15 protein-coding genes are annotated in these 19,635 nt (G+C 58.0%); 11 read left to right on the top strand and 4 right to left on the bottom strand.

Going from position 1 to position 19,635, the window contains the following annotated elements:
• Positions 1-106: 106 nt before the first annotated feature.
• A complete protein-coding gene (locus tag VGK48_16545; GenBank protein ID HEY2382786.1) occupies positions 107-508 on the bottom strand; it encodes a hypothetical protein in 402 nt (133 codons plus the stop codon).
• Positions 509-636: 128 nt separating this feature from the next.
• Here VGK48_16545 and VGK48_16540 point away from each other — a divergent pair, with 128 nt between their 5' ends.
• The 6 genes from VGK48_16540 to VGK48_16515 all read left to right on the top strand — a co-directional run bounded on the left by VGK48_16540 (position 637) and on the right by VGK48_16515 (position 8,548).
• Positions 637-1,437, top strand: a complete 801-nt coding sequence (locus VGK48_16540; GenBank protein ID HEY2382785.1) for a hypothetical protein — start codon at positions 637-639, stop codon at positions 1,435-1,437.
• Positions 1,438-1,454: 17 nt separating this feature from the next.
• Positions 1,455-2,213, top strand: a complete 759-nt coding sequence (locus VGK48_16535) for a cytochrome c (GenBank protein HEY2382784.1) — start codon at positions 1,455-1,457, stop codon at positions 2,211-2,213.
• Between the two features lie 2 nt (positions 2,214-2,215).
• The gene (locus VGK48_16530; GenBank protein ID HEY2382783.1) at positions 2,216-3,091 is read left to right on the top strand and encodes a heavy metal-binding domain-containing protein; all 876 of its coding nucleotides are present in this window, start codon (positions 2,216-2,218) and stop codon (positions 3,089-3,091) included.
• Between the two features lie 77 nt (positions 3,092-3,168).
• Positions 3,169-4,773, top strand: coding sequence for a tannase/feruloyl esterase family alpha/beta hydrolase (locus VGK48_16525; protein ID HEY2382782.1), 1,605 nt, complete (start codon positions 3,169-3,171; stop codon positions 4,771-4,773).
• Positions 4,774-4,892: 119 nt separating this feature from the next.
• Complete coding sequence (locus VGK48_16520) at positions 4,893-5,420, top strand: hemerythrin domain-containing protein (GenBank protein ID HEY2382781.1); 528 nt, start codon at positions 4,893-4,895, stop codon at positions 5,418-5,420.
• A 5-nt stretch (positions 5,421-5,425) separates the two neighbouring features.
• Positions 5,426-8,548 carry an FAD-linked oxidase C-terminal domain-containing protein gene (locus tag VGK48_16515; protein ID HEY2382780.1) on the top strand — a complete coding sequence of 1,041 codons (3,123 nt, stop codon included), beginning with the start codon at positions 5,426-5,428 and terminating at the stop codon, positions 8,546-8,548.
• A 7-nt stretch (positions 8,549-8,555) separates the two neighbouring features.
• On the opposite strand, the gene VGK48_16510 is transcribed toward VGK48_16515, so the two are convergent.
• Both VGK48_16510 and VGK48_16505 read right to left on the bottom strand, forming a co-directional pair.
• On the bottom strand, positions 8,556-9,350 hold the full coding sequence (locus VGK48_16510) for a BtpA/SgcQ family protein (GenBank protein ID HEY2382779.1): 795 nt from the start codon (positions 9,348-9,350) through the stop codon (positions 8,556-8,558).
• A gap of 122 nt (positions 9,351-9,472) precedes the next feature.
• Entirely contained in the window at positions 9,473-13,918 is a 4,446-nt protein-coding gene (locus tag VGK48_16505; protein ID HEY2382778.1) for a TonB-dependent receptor, read from the bottom strand.
• 182 nt (positions 13,919-14,100) lie between these two features.
• On the opposite strand from VGK48_16505, the gene VGK48_16500 reads away from it, so the two are divergent.
• The 5 genes from VGK48_16500 (at position 14,101) to VGK48_16480 (ending at position 19,205) form a co-directional block, all read left to right on the top strand.
• A complete protein-coding gene (locus VGK48_16500) occupies positions 14,101-15,684 on the top strand; it encodes a 4-hydroxyphenylacetate 3-hydroxylase N-terminal domain-containing protein (protein ID HEY2382777.1) in 1,584 nt (527 codons plus the stop codon).
• A 121-nt stretch (positions 15,685-15,805) separates the two neighbouring features.
• Entirely contained in the window at positions 15,806-16,642 is an 837-nt protein-coding gene (locus VGK48_16495) for a hypothetical protein (protein HEY2382776.1), read from the top strand.
• On the top strand, positions 16,639-17,604 hold the full coding sequence (locus VGK48_16490; GenBank protein HEY2382775.1) for an MBL fold metallo-hydrolase: 966 nt from the start codon (positions 16,639-16,641) through the stop codon (positions 17,602-17,604). The genes VGK48_16495 and VGK48_16490 overlap by 4 nt, the downstream gene beginning before the upstream one ends.
• 169 nt (positions 17,605-17,773) lie before the next feature.
• Positions 17,774-18,271 carry a hypothetical protein gene (locus VGK48_16485; GenBank protein ID HEY2382774.1) on the top strand — a complete coding sequence of 166 codons (498 nt, stop codon included), beginning with the start codon at positions 17,774-17,776 and terminating at the stop codon, positions 18,269-18,271.
• Between the two features lie 4 nt (positions 18,272-18,275).
• Positions 18,276-19,205 carry a hypothetical protein gene (locus VGK48_16480; protein HEY2382773.1) on the top strand — a complete coding sequence of 310 codons (930 nt, stop codon included), beginning with the start codon at positions 18,276-18,278 and terminating at the stop codon, positions 19,203-19,205.
• 111 nt (positions 19,206-19,316) lie between these two features.
• Here VGK48_16480 and VGK48_16475 read toward each other — a convergent pair.
• The coding region (locus VGK48_16475) for a xanthine dehydrogenase family protein molybdopterin-binding subunit (protein HEY2382772.1) at positions 19,317-19,635 on the bottom strand (319 nt) is incomplete at its 5' end.

Raw genomic sequence — 19,635 nt, 5'->3', positions numbered from 1 at the left:
CTGGATCTGGTACTTATTGCACCATTGCATCATTAGAGATTGCTGCATTTCAAATTTGAAATGAAGAAACCTCTAATGATGCAATGTTCCAATAGAGTTTTATGGGTTATTGCCTGGTTATCCTGAAGTCCCCTTTAACATCATCATGGTTCCAGGTTCCCACGATCGACCGGTTGTAAAGTCCGAGGTTCTCGATCTTTCCGTCAATGACGTAATGAACCATTTTGCCGCCCTGGCCTTTGGCGTCGGCTTCCAGGTGAACCATCCAGCCTTTCGGATCCAGGCTCGCCTTCGTAAAAGGAGCGGCATTGGGACCGGGGTTGATCTGGCCGGTAATCTGTTTCCCGTCCCAGTCCATCACAATCACAACCTGATTGCGATCCGTCTTACTCGGACCCCAATCGCCGAGCCAACTGCCCTTCAGAGGGTGTCCTTCCTGCGCCAGCGCAGATACGGCCAGAGTCAAGCACCCCAGCAGGCAAACCAGTAAAAATCCCTTAGCTCGCATCGATCCTCCTAAAAACGCATGAATGCTATTGAGAGGCGCCATATTAGCACCAGTTGAAAAAAAGCAGAATACGGATTTATAGTGTTGGCCGCTGCAGTTATTGTTTGAGACGCACTTAAGGAGATCTTATGAAGTGGATTTTTGGAAGAACTGCGATGTGGCTGTGGGCCACCTTCGCAATTGCGACGATGGCATACGCCGCGGTTCAGGACGTTCAACTGCCGGATGGCGACGGCAAAAAGGTCCTCCAGACGTCTTGCACGGCTTGCCATGACCTGAGCGGAGTGGTGCGCCTCCACATGGACAAACCGGGCTGGGAAGGCCTCGTGTCATCCATGGTTTCAAACGGCGCACAGGTCGACACCAAGGACTATCCCGTTCTCGTCGATTACCTTACGAAGAACTTCGGACCGGAAAAGCCGGCGGACGCGGCTGGCGCAGCAGGTGGTACAGCGGCAGCGAGCAATGCCGGTAACGACGACGCCGCCAAGAAGGTTCTCAATGATGTCTGCACGGCCTGCCACGACCTGGACATGGTCAGCGCTCAGCATCTCAGTAAAGATGATTGGCAGCAGGTTGTGTCGTCCATGGTCGCCAAAGGCGCCAGCCTGAGCGACAAAGACATGCCGATACTCGTGAATTATCTGGCGAAAACATACCCGCCGAATGGACCGGGAAAGCCCGCCGACGCAGCAGGAGCGGGAACAGCGGTGGCGGCGAGCGCAGGCAACGACGACGCCGCGAAGAAGGTGCTCACCGATGTCTGCACCGCCTGCCACGACCTGGATCTCGTCGGCGATCAGCATCTCAGCAAAGATGAATGGCAGCAGGTTGTGACTTCGATGGTCGCCAAAGGCGCGAACCTCGGCGATAAGGACATGCCGGTGCTCGTGGAATATCTGGCGAAGACCTATCCGCCGAAAAAGTAATTATTGGAGGTTGGAAATTGCAAATTGGAGATCGGAGACTTAAGGCTCCCGGCCAATTTGCAGTTTCCAGCCTTCAGCTGCCCGTTTCCGTTGCCATCGTCATCCTGGCGCTCTGCGCAAGCGCCGCGCCTCACGACATCATTACGACGCCGGTAACCTGGGACCGCGAGATTTCCCGCATCTTTTATTCCCGCTGCATCTCATGTCACCGGGAAGGCGGCGCGGCCTTCTCGATGGCCGAGTACAAGGACGCTTTTCCCTGGCGGACCGCCATCAAAGAGGAAGTGCTTGAACGGCGTATGCCGCCGTGGGGCGCGGTTAAAGGCTTCGGCGATTTCCGCAACGATCAGGCCTTAACGCCCGAACAGCTCGAACTCCTCACCAGCTGGGCGCAGGGCGGATCTCCGGAAGGAGATGCGAAGGATCTTCCCGCCAAAGACAAGCTCGACGAGATGATGAAAGACAGCGCATGGCCGCGCGGTAAAGCGCCAGTCGAACACCGCAAAGGCGAGATCACCGTGAGCGGCGGCCTGAAACTGGCGAAGCAGTTCACTCTGGACGGCGTGCTTGTCGTCGAAGCCAAATCGAATAGTTCGTTTCAGGTCACGGCGGAGTTTCCCGATGGCCGCGTCGAACCGCTGCTCTGGCTCGACGGATACAAGCCCCAGTTTGCGCACCCTTTTTTGTTTCTGAATCCGATCGAGCTTCCCGCTGGTACAATGATCGGCGGCATTCCGTCTGGCGTAAAAATCGCACTGTTGCCTTCGCAGGAGTAAGTATGCGAGCACTGCTTGCATTGCTGCTGTTTGCTTTTTCCGCGGGCCCCCAGGCGCCGGCGCCGCAGCCCTTGGCCGCGCAAAACGCGGGTTCAGTCTATATCTGTCCGATGGATCCGGATGTCCGGTCGAACAGTCCGGGCAAGTGCGCCCGCTGCGGCATGGCGCTCGTCTCGGGCCTGCCGGATCCCGTCGAATACCACATGCATGTGGATGTGACGCCGCGTCCAATAAAAGTCGGACAGCTCTCGACCCTCACTTTCGAAATTCACGACCCCTGGAAAGACCGGCCCGTGACCAATTTTCAGGTCGTACACGAAAAGCTGTTTCATATGTTCGTCGTGAGCCAGGATCTGCAGGTCTTCCTGCACAATCATCCGACGCTGGGTTCGGACGGAAATTTCCACTACGAATATGCGTTTCCCAAATCCGGGATGTATCGCGTTCTGGGCGATTTTTATCCCGACGGAGCAACGCCCCAACTGATCGCCAAAACCGTGATCGTGCCGGGCCCGGCGCCGAAACCGGCGCAATTGGCCCGCGACTACGCCACAAAAGATGCCGAGAATATGTCGGTGGAATTGATCACCGATCCGCCGCAACCGATTTCCGGGCAGAAGACGCAGATGCTGTTCCGCGTGAAGCCCGGCGACGGCCTGGAAAAATACCTCGGAGCCTGGGGCCACATGCTGGCCGCCAGCGACGACCTGATCGACATGCTGCACGAGCATCCGTTCATTGCGGACGGCGGCCCGCAGATTCAATTCAACGTCGTTTTTCCCCGCGCCCACGCCTACCGGGTCTGGGTCCAGTTCCAGCGAAAAGGCGTGGTAAACACCGCGCACTTCAACGTGGCGGTCAAGGAACTGGGGAAGTAACTTACTATTTATTGAATCATTGCATCAGTTCGACGGTTCTTCATTTCTTCAATTGATGCAATAAAGGGTGGACGAATATGGCGAATACAAGAATTTCGGCGGCAATCGGCTGCGCGATCATCGCAACAGTCTTGAGCGTGATGTTTCCGGCGCGGGCCGGAGCTCAGGCTTTTGCAGGTTTGAAAAGCTCTCTGGTCGACTATTCGAAATCAGATCTGACGCCGAAGTCAACCTGCCAGGCCATCGGGATGTACAAGTCCAAAGACATCGCGCAGATCAACGCGATGTCTGTGCCGGCAGACGCCATGGCGCCGGCGCACTGCCGTGTCACGGGGTTACTCTCCCCCGAGATCGCGTTTGAAGTCAGCCTTCCGGACAAATGGAACGGCCGCTTCTACATGATCGGCAACGGCGGACTCGCGGGTGAAGCAATGGACGACGCCGGGAGGGTTTCGCAGCGCAATGCCGCTTTGAAGCTTGGATTTGCCTTCGCGCAGACCAATACGGGCCATGACGCGCGGAAGGAGCCGAGCGGGTCTTTCGTTCTCAATAACCCGCAAAAGGCGATCGACTACGCGTATCGCGCGGTCCATCTGACAGCCGTTACGACAAAGGACATCACGAAGCAGTATTACGGCACGCCGGTCTCGCATGCCTATTGGAACTCCTGTTCTAACGGCGGCCGGCAAGGCTTGATCGAAGCGCAGCGTTTTCCGGAAGACTTCGACGGCATCGTCGCCAATGCTCCCTGGGTCGATCAGACAGGTTTCACCATCGGCGCGATGTGGAATCAAAAAGCGCTTGTGGACGCGGCTGTGACGCCCGCGAAACTGGCCCTGGTTGCCGATAAAGTGATGGCGAAATGCGACGCGATCGACGGGTTAAAAGACGGCCTGATCGACGATCCGCGCAAATGCAACTTCGATCCGGGGCGCGATGTTCCGGCTTGCAAGGCGGGCGCGGACGCTGCAGATTGCCTGACAGACGCGCAGGCGGCCGCCATCGCGAAGGTTTACAGCGGTCCGTCCAGCAACGGGAAGCCGTTCTTTCCCGGCTACATGCCGGGCAGCGAAGCGTTGATCCCCGGCGCAAACGGCGCCGCCAGCGGATGGATGAATCTGATCGTCAGCACCCAACCGAACGCCAAGCCGGCGGACTTCAACCTGGCCGAAGGCGTGATGCGTTATCTGGTTCTGAAACCGCCTCAAGCCGAATACGACTACAAAACGTTTAACTTCGACCGGGACACGCACCTGGTTGGCAACTGGGGAAAACTGGCGGATGCCAAGGACACCGACCTTTCAAAATACAAGAACCGCGGCGGCAAGCTGCTGATGACGTACGGCTGGGCGGACTCGATCCTGCAGCCTATGATGGGCGTCGACTATTACGAAAAGGCGGTCACTAAAAACGGGCCGCAGACCGCGAACTTCTTCCGGTTATTCATGGTTCCCGGAATGGGCCATTGCGGAGGCGGCATCGGGCCGGACCGCAACGACGCCGTAACCGCGATGATCAACTGGGTCGAAAAGGCCAAGGCGCCTGCGTCGATTACGGCAAGCCGCGTCGTCAACAATCAGGTCGTGCGCACGCGCCCGCTCTGCCCGTATCCCCAGGTGGCGCGCTATTCCGGCAATGGCAGTATCGATGATGCCGCAAATTTCCGCTGCGTCGCGCCATGAGAGCTTAGGGTAAGGAAACCATCCCCTCAAACCGCTTAATCTCCTCCGGCACCAAGCGTGCCAGCGAGCTATGGCCTGCGAACTGCACATCTAATTTCAGGACCAACCCGGGAGGAAGCATGCCTGCGCGAAATCGAAAAAGCATGGAGCGTGAAAGCTCGCCCGAAGCCACGAATATCATCACTTTGCTGCGGCAGGCGCACTGGGAGATAAAAAATCTCCTGAGGGAGATGGACGCGATCCTCGATCTTCCGGCCGCGCTCTTTGAGCTTTATCCGCGAATACGCATCGCCCTGGAGGCGCATGCCGCCGGCGAAGCATTTGCGCTTTACGGGCCGATGCGCGAGATACCCGGCCTTTCGACGGGTTTGCGCCGGGGCGAAGCGGCCCACGAGGAAATCGACCGGACCCTTCGGGTCCTTGACCGCCGGCCGTCCCGAAAGGAGCAACTGGATTCGCCTGAATGGAAAGAAACATTTCGCCAACTGCATCGCACTGTGCTCGCCCATCTTGCGGAAGAGGAAGAAAACATTTTCCCCCGCTTGGAACAACTGCTCGCGGAGTCGCGCCTGGATGCGCTGGGTGATCGATACAAGCGCGGCTTGAAAGGAGAATTGGCTCCCGTCTCAAGACAACTGCAGAGGTGATGAATATGTTCTCGTTAGGCGAACCGACGCCACGCCCTCCGGTCCTGGATCCCCGCATCCGAAACCCGCGCGAACGCGAGCCTGTCGATATAACTGCTCTCGAGAAGGCGCTGCGCGAACGCGTCTCAGGCGAGGTCCGCTTCGATGACACTGCACGCGGCTTGTACGCTTACGACGGATCGAACTACACACAACCGCCGATCGGTGTGGTGATTCCAAAATCGGCCGGCGACATTGTGGCTGCCGTCGAGGTCTGCCGGAAATACCGCGCGCCTGTATTGTCGCGCGGCGGGGGCACCAGCCTTACCGGATCAACCGTAAACATCGCCGTCGTCATCGATACGACGAAGTACTTCAACCACATTCTGGAAGTGAATCGTGAGGAACGGTGGGCACGCGTCGAGCCGGGCGTGATTCTCGACGACTTGAGAGATGCGGCGGACGAGCAGGGCCTCACTTTCGGACCCGACCCGTCCACTCACGATCGCTGTGTCCTCGGCGGAATGATGGGAAACAATTCCTGCGGAATGCATGCCCACATGGCTGGACGGGTTTCCGAAAACGTCAACGAACTCGACATTCTCACCTACGACGGGCTCAGGATGCGCGTCGGCCGGACTGCTCCGGCGGACCTTGAAAATCTGGTCCGTCAGACCGGCAGACGAGGCGAGATCTACCGGGCGCTGAAGAGTCTCAGTGAGCGGTGCGCCCCACTCATCCGGCAACGGATGCCGAAGCTCCCGCGCCGGGTATCGGGCTACAACCTGGAATACCTGCTTCCCGAAAACGGGTTCAATATCGCGCGCGCACTGATCGGCTCGGAAGGAACACTCGTCACGATTCTCGAGGCAAAGCTGAGGCTGATCTACAGCCCGTCGAAACGAACACTCGTTGTGCTCGGCTTCTCAACCATCGCCGACGCGGGGGACATGGTCACCGAAATTCTGATGTCCGGTCCCATTGCCGTCGAGGCGCTCGATCACAAGCTTCTGGAATACATAAAGATCAAAGGCGGAAACAAAGCGAAGGAGATGGACGTGTTGCCTCGAGGCCGTGCGTTCATGATGGTTGAATTCGAAGGGGAAACCGAGGCGGAATCGGACTGGAAAGCGAGGAGGCTTACCGATGCAATGAAGCGGAACGGCTTTCCCGAAGACCGCATCCAGTATTACGACGACAAAGAAAAACAGAACGCGCTGTGGGATGTGCGCGAGAGCGGGCTTGGAGCGACAGCTTTCGTCCCCGGGCAGCCGGATACCTGGCCGGGATGGGAAGATGCCGGCATCCCGCCGGATAAACTGGGCGATTATCTCCGCGATTACCGCAAGGTTCTGGACACCTACGGACTGGATTGCTCGGTTTACGGCCACTTCAGCCAGGGCTGCGTCCACTGCCGCATCGATTTCGACCTCGGCACCAAACGGGGCCTCGAAAACTACCGCAACTTCATCGAAGATGCGGCGGATCTGGTGAGCCGGTACGGAGGCTCCTATTCCGGCGAACATGGCGACGGACAGGCGCGCGGAGAATTGTGGCCGAAAATGTTCGGCCCCGAACTGACCCAGGCCATGCGCGAGTTCAAAACGATCTGGGATCCCGAGTACAAGATGAACCCCGGCAAACTCGTCGGCGATCCGCCCTACCTTCTCGACGAGAATCTGCGCATCGGTACGAATTACAACGCCACTCCGCTGGAGACGCACTTTCAGTTTCCCGAGGACGGAGGCTTCAATCATGCAACGCTGCGCTGCGTCGGCATCGGCAAATGCCGGCGTACCGAAGGCGGCTACATGTGTCCGAGTTACATGGTTACCAGGGACGAGGAGCACACGACGCGCGGCCGGACTCACCTGTTATTCGATATGGTGCAAGGCAACATCGTCAAAGACGGGTGGAAGAGCGAGGAGGTCAAGGAAGCCCTCGATCTCTGTCTCGCATGTAAAGGGTGCAAAGGAGACTGCCCCGTCCAGGTGGACGTTGCGACATACAAGGCGGAATTTCTCTCCCATTATTACGAAGGCAGAGTTCGCCCGCGCTACGCCTATGCCATGGGATTCGTCCACGTTTGGGCGCGGCTCGCGTCACACGTCCCGCGTCTTGTCAATCTCTTGAGCCATACACCTGGGCTTTCCGCCATCGGAAAGAAGCTCTGCGGCATCGCGGTTCGCAGGCGCATACCGTCGTTCGCCACAGAAACATTCCGTGAGTGGTTTCAAAAGCGAGGCGCGAAAAATGACACCGGGCGGCCCGTCATTCTATGGCCGGATACCTTCAACAATTATTTCCATCCGGAAGTGGGCCGTGCAGCCGTCGAAGTGCTGGAAGATGCCGGCTGCCACGTCATTGTTCCCGAAGCGAATTTGTGCTGCGGCCGCCCGCTGTACGATTACGGGTTCCTCGATCAGGCGAAGAGGCAGCTTGTGGAAATTCTCGACACGCTCGAGCAGCCTATTCTCTACGGCATCCCTGTGGTCGGCATGGAGCCCAGTTGCATGGCGGTTTTTGCCGACGAACTCACCAATCTCTTTCCCAACGACGAGCGGGCGCAGAAACTCAAAAAGCAGACCCACATGCTCGGCGACTTCCTTGAAAAAATCGAATATCAGCCGCCGGCTATGAAAGGAACAGCGCTGATCCAGGGGCATTGCCACCAGGCCGCCATTTTCGGCGTCTCCGCCGAAAAGAAAATATTGGACAAGATGGGCATCGAAGCCGACGTTATGGATGCGGGCTGCTGCGGTCTGGCCGGCTCATTCGGCTTTGAAGAGGATAAATACGATCTGTCGATGAAGATTGCGCATCGCGCCATGGTGCCGAAGATTGAAGAAAGCACGCCAGGCACATGGGTCGTGGCGGACGGCTTCAGTTGCCACACTCAGATCACCGGTACGACGGATAGAAAACCTGTTCACCTCGCCCAGGTGATCCAGATGGGACTCGAGAAACAAAAAGCCGGCGAAGCAATCTGCAGTCACGAGCAGGGCAAGCTTGCAGAGATGCGCGTCAATGCCGGCCAATACGCAGCGCAGGCTGCGGGATTTGTGAAGCGGCACCCGTTCATGACGATTTTAGGGATCGCTGCTGCGGGATTCGGGATTGGAATCCTGGCGAAACGGCAGAGGATATGAGCTAACTTCAGGATTTGTCGTCCATCTTGCGAATGGCTTGCATCAATGTCCGTACCCGATCCGGGTCGACGGGATTTATGGTGACGCCATCACGCTTCAGCGAGGTTCCGACAATGACCGCGTCCGCCACGGTTAAAACGCTCGACACATTACCGGCATCGACACCGCTGCCGGCAATGACGTAGGCATTTTTCGCAGCCGACTTCACGGCCCTCAGGTCTGCGAGTGACGTTTCGTGGCCAGTGGCGGAGCCGGTCACGACGACCGCGTCCGCGCCGCCGCGGCCGATCAGTTCCTCGACTTCGGCTTTGAGGTCTCGCGGAGCGAGAGGCGCCGAATGCTTCACGTCGACATCGGCGAAGATTTTCGTGGTCGAGCCGAGAAGTTTCCGGTAGCGCAAGGTCTCATGCGCGGCACCTTCGATCAGGCCCTGGTCGGTAAGGCGCGCGCCGGTATGAATATTGACCCGAATGAATTCCGCGGGCACCGCGGCCGCGATCGCCAGCGCGCTTTCCGCGTCGTTCCTCAAGACATTGATGCCGAGGGGCAGATCAAATGTACGCTTCAGTTCCACACCGAGAGCGGTCAGAAAAGCTACGGTATGTGGCGGGACGCGCCGGGGATAAAATGGCGTATCGCCGAAGTTCTCGATCATGAGACCGTGGATTCCGCCGTCCGCAAGGGTTTTGGCATCGTCCAGCACCCATTCCAGAATGGCGCCAAAATCGAAACGGTTCTGCGGCGAGCCGGGCAAGGCCGGGACGTGCAGCATCCCGATGACGGGTTTGTCCGCGCCAAACATGGATAGCAGTCTACTCTGCTTGAGCCGCAGATGACGCGGATGGCGCAGGACGGGCGCATAGAAATTTTCTTAACTGCGCCCATCCTGCGCCATCCGCGTCATCTGCGGCTCAAGTACTCCCCCTAGAAGTCCAGCCGAAGCTGTCCCGTGATGTAGCGCGTCTGCGGGTTTGCGCCGGAACTGCCCAGGCCGTTGCCTTTGGCCGGGAATTGCCCGAAGATGATGCCGGGCGTGTTGATAGACTGGCCAGTCTCCGGTTGCTGATCGCTGGGTCCGGGATGGTTGAACACGTTCAATGCATCCAGGCGCAGCGACACCGATTTCGTTTCGCTGAGCGTAAACTTCTTGCTCAGATTTGCATCAAACCGGTACTGTCCGGGCGCATTCAATCCAAACGGCATGTTGCCGCGGTGGCCCGGGAACGGATTCTGGAAGATCGTCTGTCCGGCCGCGCCGCCGGAATTCTGCGCAATCGACTGGAGCGTGCAGAATCCGCTGGTACGAAGATTGAGACCCATCTCGTCGACGTGGTCGGTCACGCCGCCGGGCGCGCACTGCTGGTCCGCGACGGTGAGGAACTTGCCCTGGCCGTAGAAGAAGCCATCGTTACCGGCAGAGTTCCAGACCACGTGGCCTTTCGTGTTCTGGCTGAACAACTGGGGCGCGACAAGATCGGCCCGGCTTTGCGCCGAGTCGAGGTTTTGAAGTCCGGTTGCATACAGCGTTTTTGCCCCGATGACGGTTCTCGGATTGCCGCTGGACACATTGAAGATGAAACCGGTCTGCCAGTGTTCCAGAATCCGCGCCAGCGTTCCGGACGACTTCGGCATGAGCAGCTTGCCAGGGCCGATCGGCAATTCGAACGTGCCGTTCGTGCGGAAATCATGCCGCACGTCCTGATATGGCGGCGCATAGTCCGCATTCCGATTTAAGGGATCCGTCCAATTCTGGGGTACGAGCCCCAGCCCCTTTGCGAAGATGTAGGTGCTTTGGAAACTGAGTCCCTGCGTCGGGCGCATCGTGACCTGCATCTGCGCGGAATTGTAGTTCGCCTTGCCGAAACCGCCGATGTAACTGGCGGTGTTGATCTGCGGGTTGGCGACGATGTAGTTTTCCGGAAAACAGCGCAGCGGCGTTGGAATCGCGGCCCCAACCGTTGTCACGCCCGCGGCGAGGCGGTCACAGCCGTTGCGCAGCACTCTACGGTTGATGCCGGTGACGCCGGCAGGCAAGTTCTCCAAGCCTGCCACACCGGCGGTAAGCGTATTCAAAGTGTTGGCAATGTTTACGTAATTGCCTGTGGCCAAATCGGTGGCGAAAGACGTGCTTTTGCGCATTTGCGCCGAGGCGTGCTGGGCGACACTGACGCCATTGACGGTGACCGCCGTTCCCACAGCGCCGTACGGCGCCGGCACTCCAGGAAGAGTCAACCCCGCCATCATCTGATCGAACAACGGCGCGTCTCCGCCTGCACGCGTCACTTCCAGCGCATTGAAAAGTTCCGGTTGATGGTAAACGTTCGGTGTATTGAGGTTCATACTGTAGTCCGCTCTCCGGCGGGCGAAGTTCCCATCGTACCGGAGATCTAAGGTCAGGGTCCTCGAAACCTGCCGGGTGATCGACAACGTCAACGTCTGTGTATATGGCGTCTTGAAATTTGGATCGTAGGCGCTTATCGACTGCGTCCCATCGGTGATGGGCAACACAGCCCCAGGCTTGGTCAACGGCGTCACCGGCAGGATCGTCGGCAAGTCGCTGAGTTGGAGCGCGCGACCCGTGACCAGATTTGGGAAATTCGTCGTCACGAGCGCCGCTGTCGTGCTCGCTCCAGGTATATTACCAATGACATTTTCGATCGTGGTGGCGCTGCGGGCGCCGATTCCGTAGGTCCTTCCGAATCCGGCGCGGATAGTTGTCTTGTCTGCTCCAAACCAGGGAACCTGCCAGGCCAAGCCGATGGCGGGTCCGACGCCGCCCCAGTAATTGGCAACGGCCTGCTGGTCCGTGTGATTGGAGCCGGGGCCGACGTACTGGAACTGCGTCAACAACGATGGATCACAGCTTGGCGTCGGAAGTGAGGGATTCTGAGGCGCTCCAGTATTGGTGCACTGGAGCGCGTTGGCTGCGGCGGCATTGGGTCCATAACCGCTCAGGTAGACACCGCCCGGGGCGAGCAACCAATTGTTAAAGGGATTGGCGGTGGCGCTGGGACGGCTGGCGCCAAATAATCCGCTGCCCTGGCCGACGACCGACGCGGTGTAACCGCCGCGCAGGTATGGCGAGCCGTACCACTCGTACCGGACGCCCAAATTGAGCGTCAGACTGGGTTTCACTTTCCAGTCGTCTTTGAAGAACGCCGCCCACTCGTTGTACACCTGTTCACGGTTCCTTCGCAGTTGCGTGGTGTAGTCCTGCCACGTTCCATTCTGGGCATCCTGAAGGCTGGATATCCAATATGGCGTGCTCGCGGTATTGACGGAACCTGACAGCAAATACAGCATGTTTGCCGCATTCGTGCGGTTGGTCGCCAGGTCATTCGGCAAGCCCGCCACGGCGTTCACCAAATTATTAGCCGGATTGCCGCCGTTTCCGCCCGAAGCGGTCGGAACGACTCCGGACCCGACATTCCATCCCGCCGACCGGCCAAAGCGCAGATCTATTCCCGTGCGGATCGCGTGTTTGCCCTTCGTATAACTGAACGTGTCCGCATAGTCATAGAGCGGAGAACGGCTGCCGTTATAAGTTGCGTTATTATTGATAAGGTTATTGCCGAAGGCAAAAATTCCGGCGCCTGGAGTAAACGCAACCGGGTAGGTCGCTCCTGCCGCGCTCTTTCCGCCTTGCAGCAGGTAGCCCGCCGCATTGCTATTGAGCAACCATGGCGGATCGACCTCGTTGTATTGAAGGTTGATCCCGTAGCGGGCTTCATTGACCATTGCCGCCGATAATGTCGAGGTGAATGCCACGGTCAGTACCTGGGGATGGCGTAAGGATTGACCTAAGAAACCGCCGGGCCAGGCAGGCGCGTTTTCGTCGTTAAAGTCGTGTTGCAATGTCCAGCTGCCGCTGAGCCGGTTGCTGGCGTTGAAGTTGTGGTCGATCTTGAGATTGATCTGCTTGCGATTGATGGTATCCGGCGCCGTGCCCCCCTGGCCCGCAGAGCCTGCGGTACCGTTCAGGCGTTGAGTCCAACGGAAGGCCGCCACATTCAGTCCATCATAGGTCGCGAGGCCGGTATTAAAGTAGTTGGCATGCGGCATCGCCCCGATGAGTTTCGCGACATAGCCGGTCGGATCTAATTTGGTACGCAGTGGGTCCCATGCCGGTCCAGTCATGGCAATGCCGCCCGGACAATCCGCTGAGGTAAATGCGCTGCCATCGTTCTTGGTGTTTCCAAAGACGCTGAAACACCGCAGGCTTCCCGTATATGCGGAACCGTCGGGATTCTTCGGCGCGATAATTCCTCCGCCGACGAGCGGATTGCCGGCCGTATCCACGACCGCGATGGTCGCTGTTGCGGGGTTGGCTGGAAATGCGGGAGGCAACTGGTGCGCGTCGGCGCTGATCCAATTGTCGAAGTATCGGAAGATGCCCTGCCGCGCCGTGTCCGTCAGCACCGGCGTGGTCACGATCGGTTTCGTGACGCTCAGATTCTGGTCCCACAACGCAAAGAAAAACGTCTTGTTCTTGATAATCGGTCCACCGAGGCTCAGTGTGTACTCATTCGTGTTTCTCCAGTTGAGCGGGGTGGGACTCCATTTACGGGTCAGCGAGTCAACCGTCTGATTGTTGGCCCAGCTATTCGCTTGTAATTTCGTGTTCCGGTTATTCCATACAGCCGCTCCCCGGAATGCATTCGTTCCGGAGCGGGTCATGACCTGAACCTGACCATTGCCACGTCCATATTCCGCATCCACCGGCGCCAGGATGACGCGGACTTCACCGACGGAATCCGGGTTCATGGTCGTGGTTGCCGAAAGGGTCCCGTTCCGGCTATCAGTCACGCTAACGCCATCTCTGGTCGTATTGATGGTGTTGTTCGGAAGGCCGCCCATGGCGTTGAACGTGTCGCCAAACGGATCGGCTCTAAAGCCGGGCATGATTCGAACCAGATCGAGAATGTCCCCCCGGACCATCGGAAGCTCCTCGACGTGCTTTTGGTCGATCGCCTGGCCGACAGAGGCATTCGTTGCGGTGAGCAACGCCTGCGCGTCGACCGTGACTTCAACCGATTGCGCCACGGCGGAGACCGTCAGCTTGAAATTAAAGCGAAGCTGATCGCTCTGGCCCAGAGCGACATTGTCATAGCTCTGGCCCTGAAAGCCCGGAAGTTCGGAGACGAGCTTGTAGGTGCCCGGCTGCAAGCTGGCAAAGGAATACGCGCCCGTCTCATTGCTGATGACCGTGGTCATGACGCCGGTCTCTATATTGGTGGCGGTGATCGAGACGCCTGGAATCAGAGCGCCGCTCGCATCATTCACAGTTCCGCTGATCCGCGATTGACCAAACGCGTTCGCACCCGCGAGGAAAAAGAACAGCAGCCCTGCCGAAACAAAAATCCCCTTCATGCTACCTCCCCATCCCGGACGTGGCCGGAAAAGATCCACGGTTAACCAGTCTGTACGCAATTGTGGCCGCAGTTCTATCGCTGAACTCCCTGCATTGTCAATACTTAAACCTCAACGAGACAGGGACTGCCGTGGGGTGGTATAAGGCAGTTCAAACTTTTCAATCGCCAGAAAGGAATAATGTGAGCAGCAACACTCCTCCCCGTCCCGCACAGAGCACCGCGACGCGCACGAAACCGTTTACCTCGGAAGAGTATTTCGAGAGTTTACGTGACGGACGCGAGATCTGGATCTACGGTGAACGCGTAAAAGATGTGACGACGCATCCGGCATTCCGAAACACCGTACGGATGCTTGGCCGGCTCTACGACGCCCTGCACGATGACCGCAAAGACGTGCTCTGCACCGAAACGGATACCGGCAGCGGCGGGTACACGCACAAGTTCTTCAAGGCGCCGCGCAATACGGAAGAGATGGTGGGCGGTCGCGATGCGATCGCGGAGTGGGCTCGCGTGACTTATGGCTGGATGGGCCGAAGCCCGGATTACAAAGCCGCATTCCTGGCGACGCTGGGCGCCAATGCGGAGTTCTACGATCCCTTCACCGAAAACGCCCGCCGCTGGTACAAGAAGGTCCAGGAGGAAGTGACCTTCGTGAATCACGCCATCGTCAATCCTCCGGTCGACCGCAACAAGCAACTCGACGAGGTGCGCGACGTCTACATGCACGTCGACAAGGAAACCGACGCAGGCCTGGTCGTCAGCGGCGCCAAGGTTGTTGCCACGACGTCGACGCTCACTCACTACAACTTCATCGCAAACAATGGCGCGCTGCCGATCAAGACGAAAGAGTTCGCATTCGTGTGTATCGTTCCGACCGACTCTCCCGGCCTGAAGCTGTTCTGTCGTCCATCGTATGAAATGGCTGCGGCGGCCGTCGGCAGTCCGTTCGATTACCCGCTCTCCAGCCGCCTGGACGAAAACGATTCCATCATCGTCTTCGATAAAGTATTCGTGCCCTGGGAAAACGTGTTTGCATACGGCGATATCGACAAGGTGAATAACTTCTTCCCACGATCCGGATTCCTGCCGCGCTTCATGTTCCATGGATGCGTCCGGTTGGCGGTGAAACTCGACTTTATCGCCGGCCTGCTGCTCAAAGGAGTCGAAGCCACCGGCTCAAAAGACTTCCGGGGGGTGCAGGCTCAGGTCGGCGAAGTCCTGGCATGGCGCAACCTCTTCTGGGGTTTGACCGACGCCATGGCGCGAACGACAACACCCTGGACTCCCGGCTATGTGCTGCCGAATCTCGATTACGGCCTGGCTTACCGGGTGGCGGCGAGCGTGATTTATCCGCGCTTGAAGGAAATCATTCAGAATGTCATGGCGAGTTCCCTGATTTACCTGCCGTCGCATGCCAACGATTTCAAGGTGCCGGAAATCCACAAGTATCTCGACCAGTTCGTGCGCGGTTCCAATGGCTACTCCGCGGAAGAGCGGGTCAAGCTGATGAAGCTGATGTGGGACGCCATCGGCACGGAATTCGGTGGACGCCACGAACTATATGAACGCAACTATTTCGGCAGTCATGAGAGCATTCGCTTCGAAACGCTGATGGTCAGCGACCTGCTTGGGCAGAGCGCGAAGTACAAGGGTTTCGCCGAACAATGCATGGCGGAATACGATTTAAACGGCTGGACAGCATCGGATCTGATCAATCCGGATGACATCAATGTCGTCATGAAGAAGGCGGCATCGCAGAAGTAAAGGGAAGGAATCACAAGAAGCACAAAAAGCACAAGCGATGCTCTTCATTCTTGTGCCGTTTGTGCTTCTTGTGTTCCTTCCCTCTGGGCTAATATTCGGGACATCTTCAGGAGTGTGCATCATGCGATTCCGTCTTGCCGTCATTGCGATCATGGCGCTGGCCAGCATACCGGCGTTTGCGCAAGTCGATCCTTCGGGAGAATGGGCGCCACGCTTTCACGAAGACCAGCCGGAGCGGCTCGCGGGCCCGGAGATCGGAGACTATCTCGGCCTTCCGATCAACGACGCGGCCCGGCTCCGGGGCGACAGCTGGGACGCTTCGCTGCTGACGCTGCCCGAGCACCAATGCAAGCCGCATCCCGCAGATTACGGACCGCGCGGGCCGGCCAACATTCGCATCTGGAAGGAAGTGGACACCGAGTCGCAGCAGCTCATCGCCTATCACACGCACATTTCCTGGCAGGCGCCGGAACGCACCATCTGGATGGACGGCCGCGAACATCCTCCGGACTATGCCGCACACACATGGCAGGGCTTCTCGACCGGAAAGTGGGAAGGCGACATCCTTACGGTCACTACCACGCATCTCAAAACGGGATGGATCCGGCGTAACGGCATTCCGCGCAGCGACCGCGGGACCCTGACGGAACACTGGATCCGTCATGGCGATTACCTCACGCTCGTCAGCATCGTCACCGATCCCGCCTATTTGACGGAGCCGTTCGTCCGCACCACGAACTGGGTGCTGGATCCGCGGCAACAGATCGGGCCGTATCCGTGCGAAGAGGTAGACGAAGTCGACCGGCCAAAGGGCGCTGTGCCGCACCATTTGTTCGGCGCGAATTCATTCCTCGGCGAATTTCCGAAGAAATACAATCTCCCGCCGGCTGCCGCACGCGGCGGCGCTGAAACGATGTATCCGGAGTATCAACAGAAGATGAAGGCGGAACAGAAATGAAATCCATGCTCCGCATCATCTTTGCCGTGACGGCGCTTTCGACTTGTGTCTATGCGCAGCAGGCGTCCGACATCCATGTGCTGCATGTGCAAGGGAACGTCTACATGGTGGTCGGAGCCGTGGGAAACATCGCCGTGCAGGTTGGAAGTGACGGAATCCTGATGGTCGACACCGGATCGGCCCAGATGACCGATCAGGTTCTGGCGGCAGTGAAGCAGATCGCGAAGCCGGTGACCAACAAACCGCTGCGATACATCATCAATACGCACTTTCATCCGGATCACACGGGAGGCAACGAAAAAGCCCGCCTGATGGGAAAGACAATCACCGGCGGCAACGTGGCCGGGAACATCTCGGACGCTTCCGAGGGTGCTGCAATCTATGCACATGCCAATGTGCTGAAGGCCATGAGCGCTCCCACCGGCAAACAGGCCCCGACGCCTGCAGAATCCTGGCCGACCGACACCTATTTCAGCGACACCAAAGAGCTGTTCTTCAACGGCGAAGCGCTGCAGATGCTGCACCCGAAATCCGCCCATACGGATGGCGACAGCATCGTGTTTTTCCGGCGCTCCGACGTCGTCATGACAGGCGATATTTTCTCGACGACGACCTACCCGATCATCGATCTGCAAAACGGCGGCAGCCTGAACGGCATCGTCGATGCGCTGAACTTCATCCTGGATATCACCATTCCCGCGGACAAACAGGAAGGCGGCACGATGGTCATTCCAGGCCACGGCCGGCTCTGCGATGAAGCGGATGTCGTGGAATATCGCGATATGGTGACGATCATTCGCGACCGTATCCAGGACATGGTCAAAAAAGGAATGACGCTGGAGCAGGTCAAAGCAGCAAAGCCCACCCGGGACTACGATCCGCTGTACGGCGCCACCACGGGATTCTGGACGACGGACATGTTCGTGGAGGCAGCGTATAAAAGCCTGTCGGCAAAGAAATAAAGGGGTCTAGCCGCAGATGACGCGGATGACGCAGATTGGGCACAAAGAGCTACTGATGATGCGCCCCATCCGCGTCATCCGCGTCATCTGCGGCTGGACCCGCTGGAGCCATTGACTTCCAATAGGGTGCATGTTAGCGTGCGAGGACTTCGGGCAATTGAATATGATAATGGATTTTCTTCGAGCTATTGAGCAAGCCGGTTTCTCCCGCTGGGTCGTCGAATCGAGTTCGGTCTTCGCTTTCCCAAGCATCCTGCTCCTCCATACCATCGGAATGGGGATCATTGTCGGCATCAATGCGGGAATCGACCTCCGGATCCTGGGATATGCCCCCGCCATGCCGCTGGCGCCGCTGGAACGGCTGCTTCCCGTATTCTGGGTAGCGTTCTGGGTCAATACGGCCACGGGGCTCATGATGCTGGCCTCGGATGCTACGACCAAGATGATCAATCCTGATTTTTATATAAAGATGATTTTTGTATTTCTCGCCGTCATTAACATGCAGATGCTGAGAAAACGCGTCTTTCGCGACCCTCTCATCGATAAAGCACCTTTTTCGATGAATGCGAAGATGCTGGCCGTCACGAATCTCATCTTCTGGCTGGGCGCAATCACCGCCGGCCGGTTGCTGGCGTATGTCGGCCCCGTGAGCGGCCTGACCAAATAAGACTATGAACCTCGCGCACGTCCATTTGCTTTTGAATCACTTCCCGACGATCGGTTTTGGAATCGGTCTGGCCCTGTACATCGTGTCCATTCTGGGGAACAAGGACGACCTGAAACGGGCAAGCCTGGTGATCTTCTTTCTGATTGCCGCCGTTGCCATTCCGACGTACATGAGCGGGAACGCGGCCGAGGAAGTTCTCAAGGATCGCGGATACACCACTTTTTCTCTGGTTCGCGCCCACGAAGATGCCGCACTGGTGGCGTTCATTTTCATGGAGATCACTGGTTTCATCGCATGGCTCGGCCTGTGGCAGTTCCGCCTGCTCCGGCGCGTGCCGCGCTGGAATACCGTGGTCGTTCTCTCGCTGTCGTTGATCTCGTTCGCGTTGATGGCGCGCGCGGCCAATCTCGGCGGATCGATCAATCATCCTGAAATTCAGGGGACAAACGAGGTCGCGGCGGACGAGTCCGCGGGATTCGCTCGCAATTTCGGGATGTTTGTGGTCGGAAAAACCTGGGTCTGGCCGTCGTGCGAGACGTTGCACTTCGTCGGGCTGAGCATTCTGTTTACGTCGGTGTTTCTGATCGATCTTCGCATGCTCGGGATGGCGAAGAAGCTTTCTTTCGCCGCTCTGTATCAATTGATGCCGCTGGGAATGCTGGGATTCGCGCTTAATCTGACGACTGGAATGTTTTTCTTTATCGGAGCCCCGCAACAATACACGAGAAACCCGATCTTTTACTGGAAGATGGTTTTCGTGATTCTGTGTGCGCTCAACGTCCTGTATTTCATGCTGGTGGACCAGCCGTGGACGGTCGGGCCGGGCGATGACGCTCCGTTTGGAGCGAAGGTGATGGCCGCTTCCGCGATTTTCCTGTGGATCGGAGTCCTCTTCTTCGGCCACATGTTGCCGTTCTTAGGGAACGCGTTCTAGAGCGCGTGGAGTCGTAATAATGCTTTTGGCCTTGACCGTTTCCTCGATCGTCTTCGCGGTCGTCGTCGTGTTTTCGGTGATCGCGTACTTACTGAATCGCCTGAACCGGTCTTAAGCCCGCTTCGACAACGCCGCTTTCACGCGTTCGGGCGTGAACGGCGCCTGTCTCAGGCGCACACCTGTCGCGTCGAACACTGCGTTTCCGATCGCTGCCGCCACAACCGTAACTGCCGTTTCGCCGGCTCCCGTCGCGCGGGCCTCTGGACGATTAATGAGAACAGTTTCGATTCTGGGAATATCGGCGCCCACCGGCAGCGGGCGGTACGTGCGCCAGTCGATCGACGTGACCTTCTGTTCGTCCCACGTGACTTCTTCGTTGAGCGCCCGGCTGACACCGTGCAGCGCCCCGCCTTCGAGCTGGTTCCTCAAT

The sequence above is a fragment of the Terriglobia bacterium genome (assembly GCA_036496425.1).
GTDB lineage: Bacteria > Acidobacteriota > Terriglobia > 20CM-2-55-15 > 20CM-2-55-15 > 20CM-2-55-15.
The sequence above is the reverse complement of the archived record's forward strand: the minus strand, read 5'-3'. Positions and strand labels throughout refer to the sequence as shown.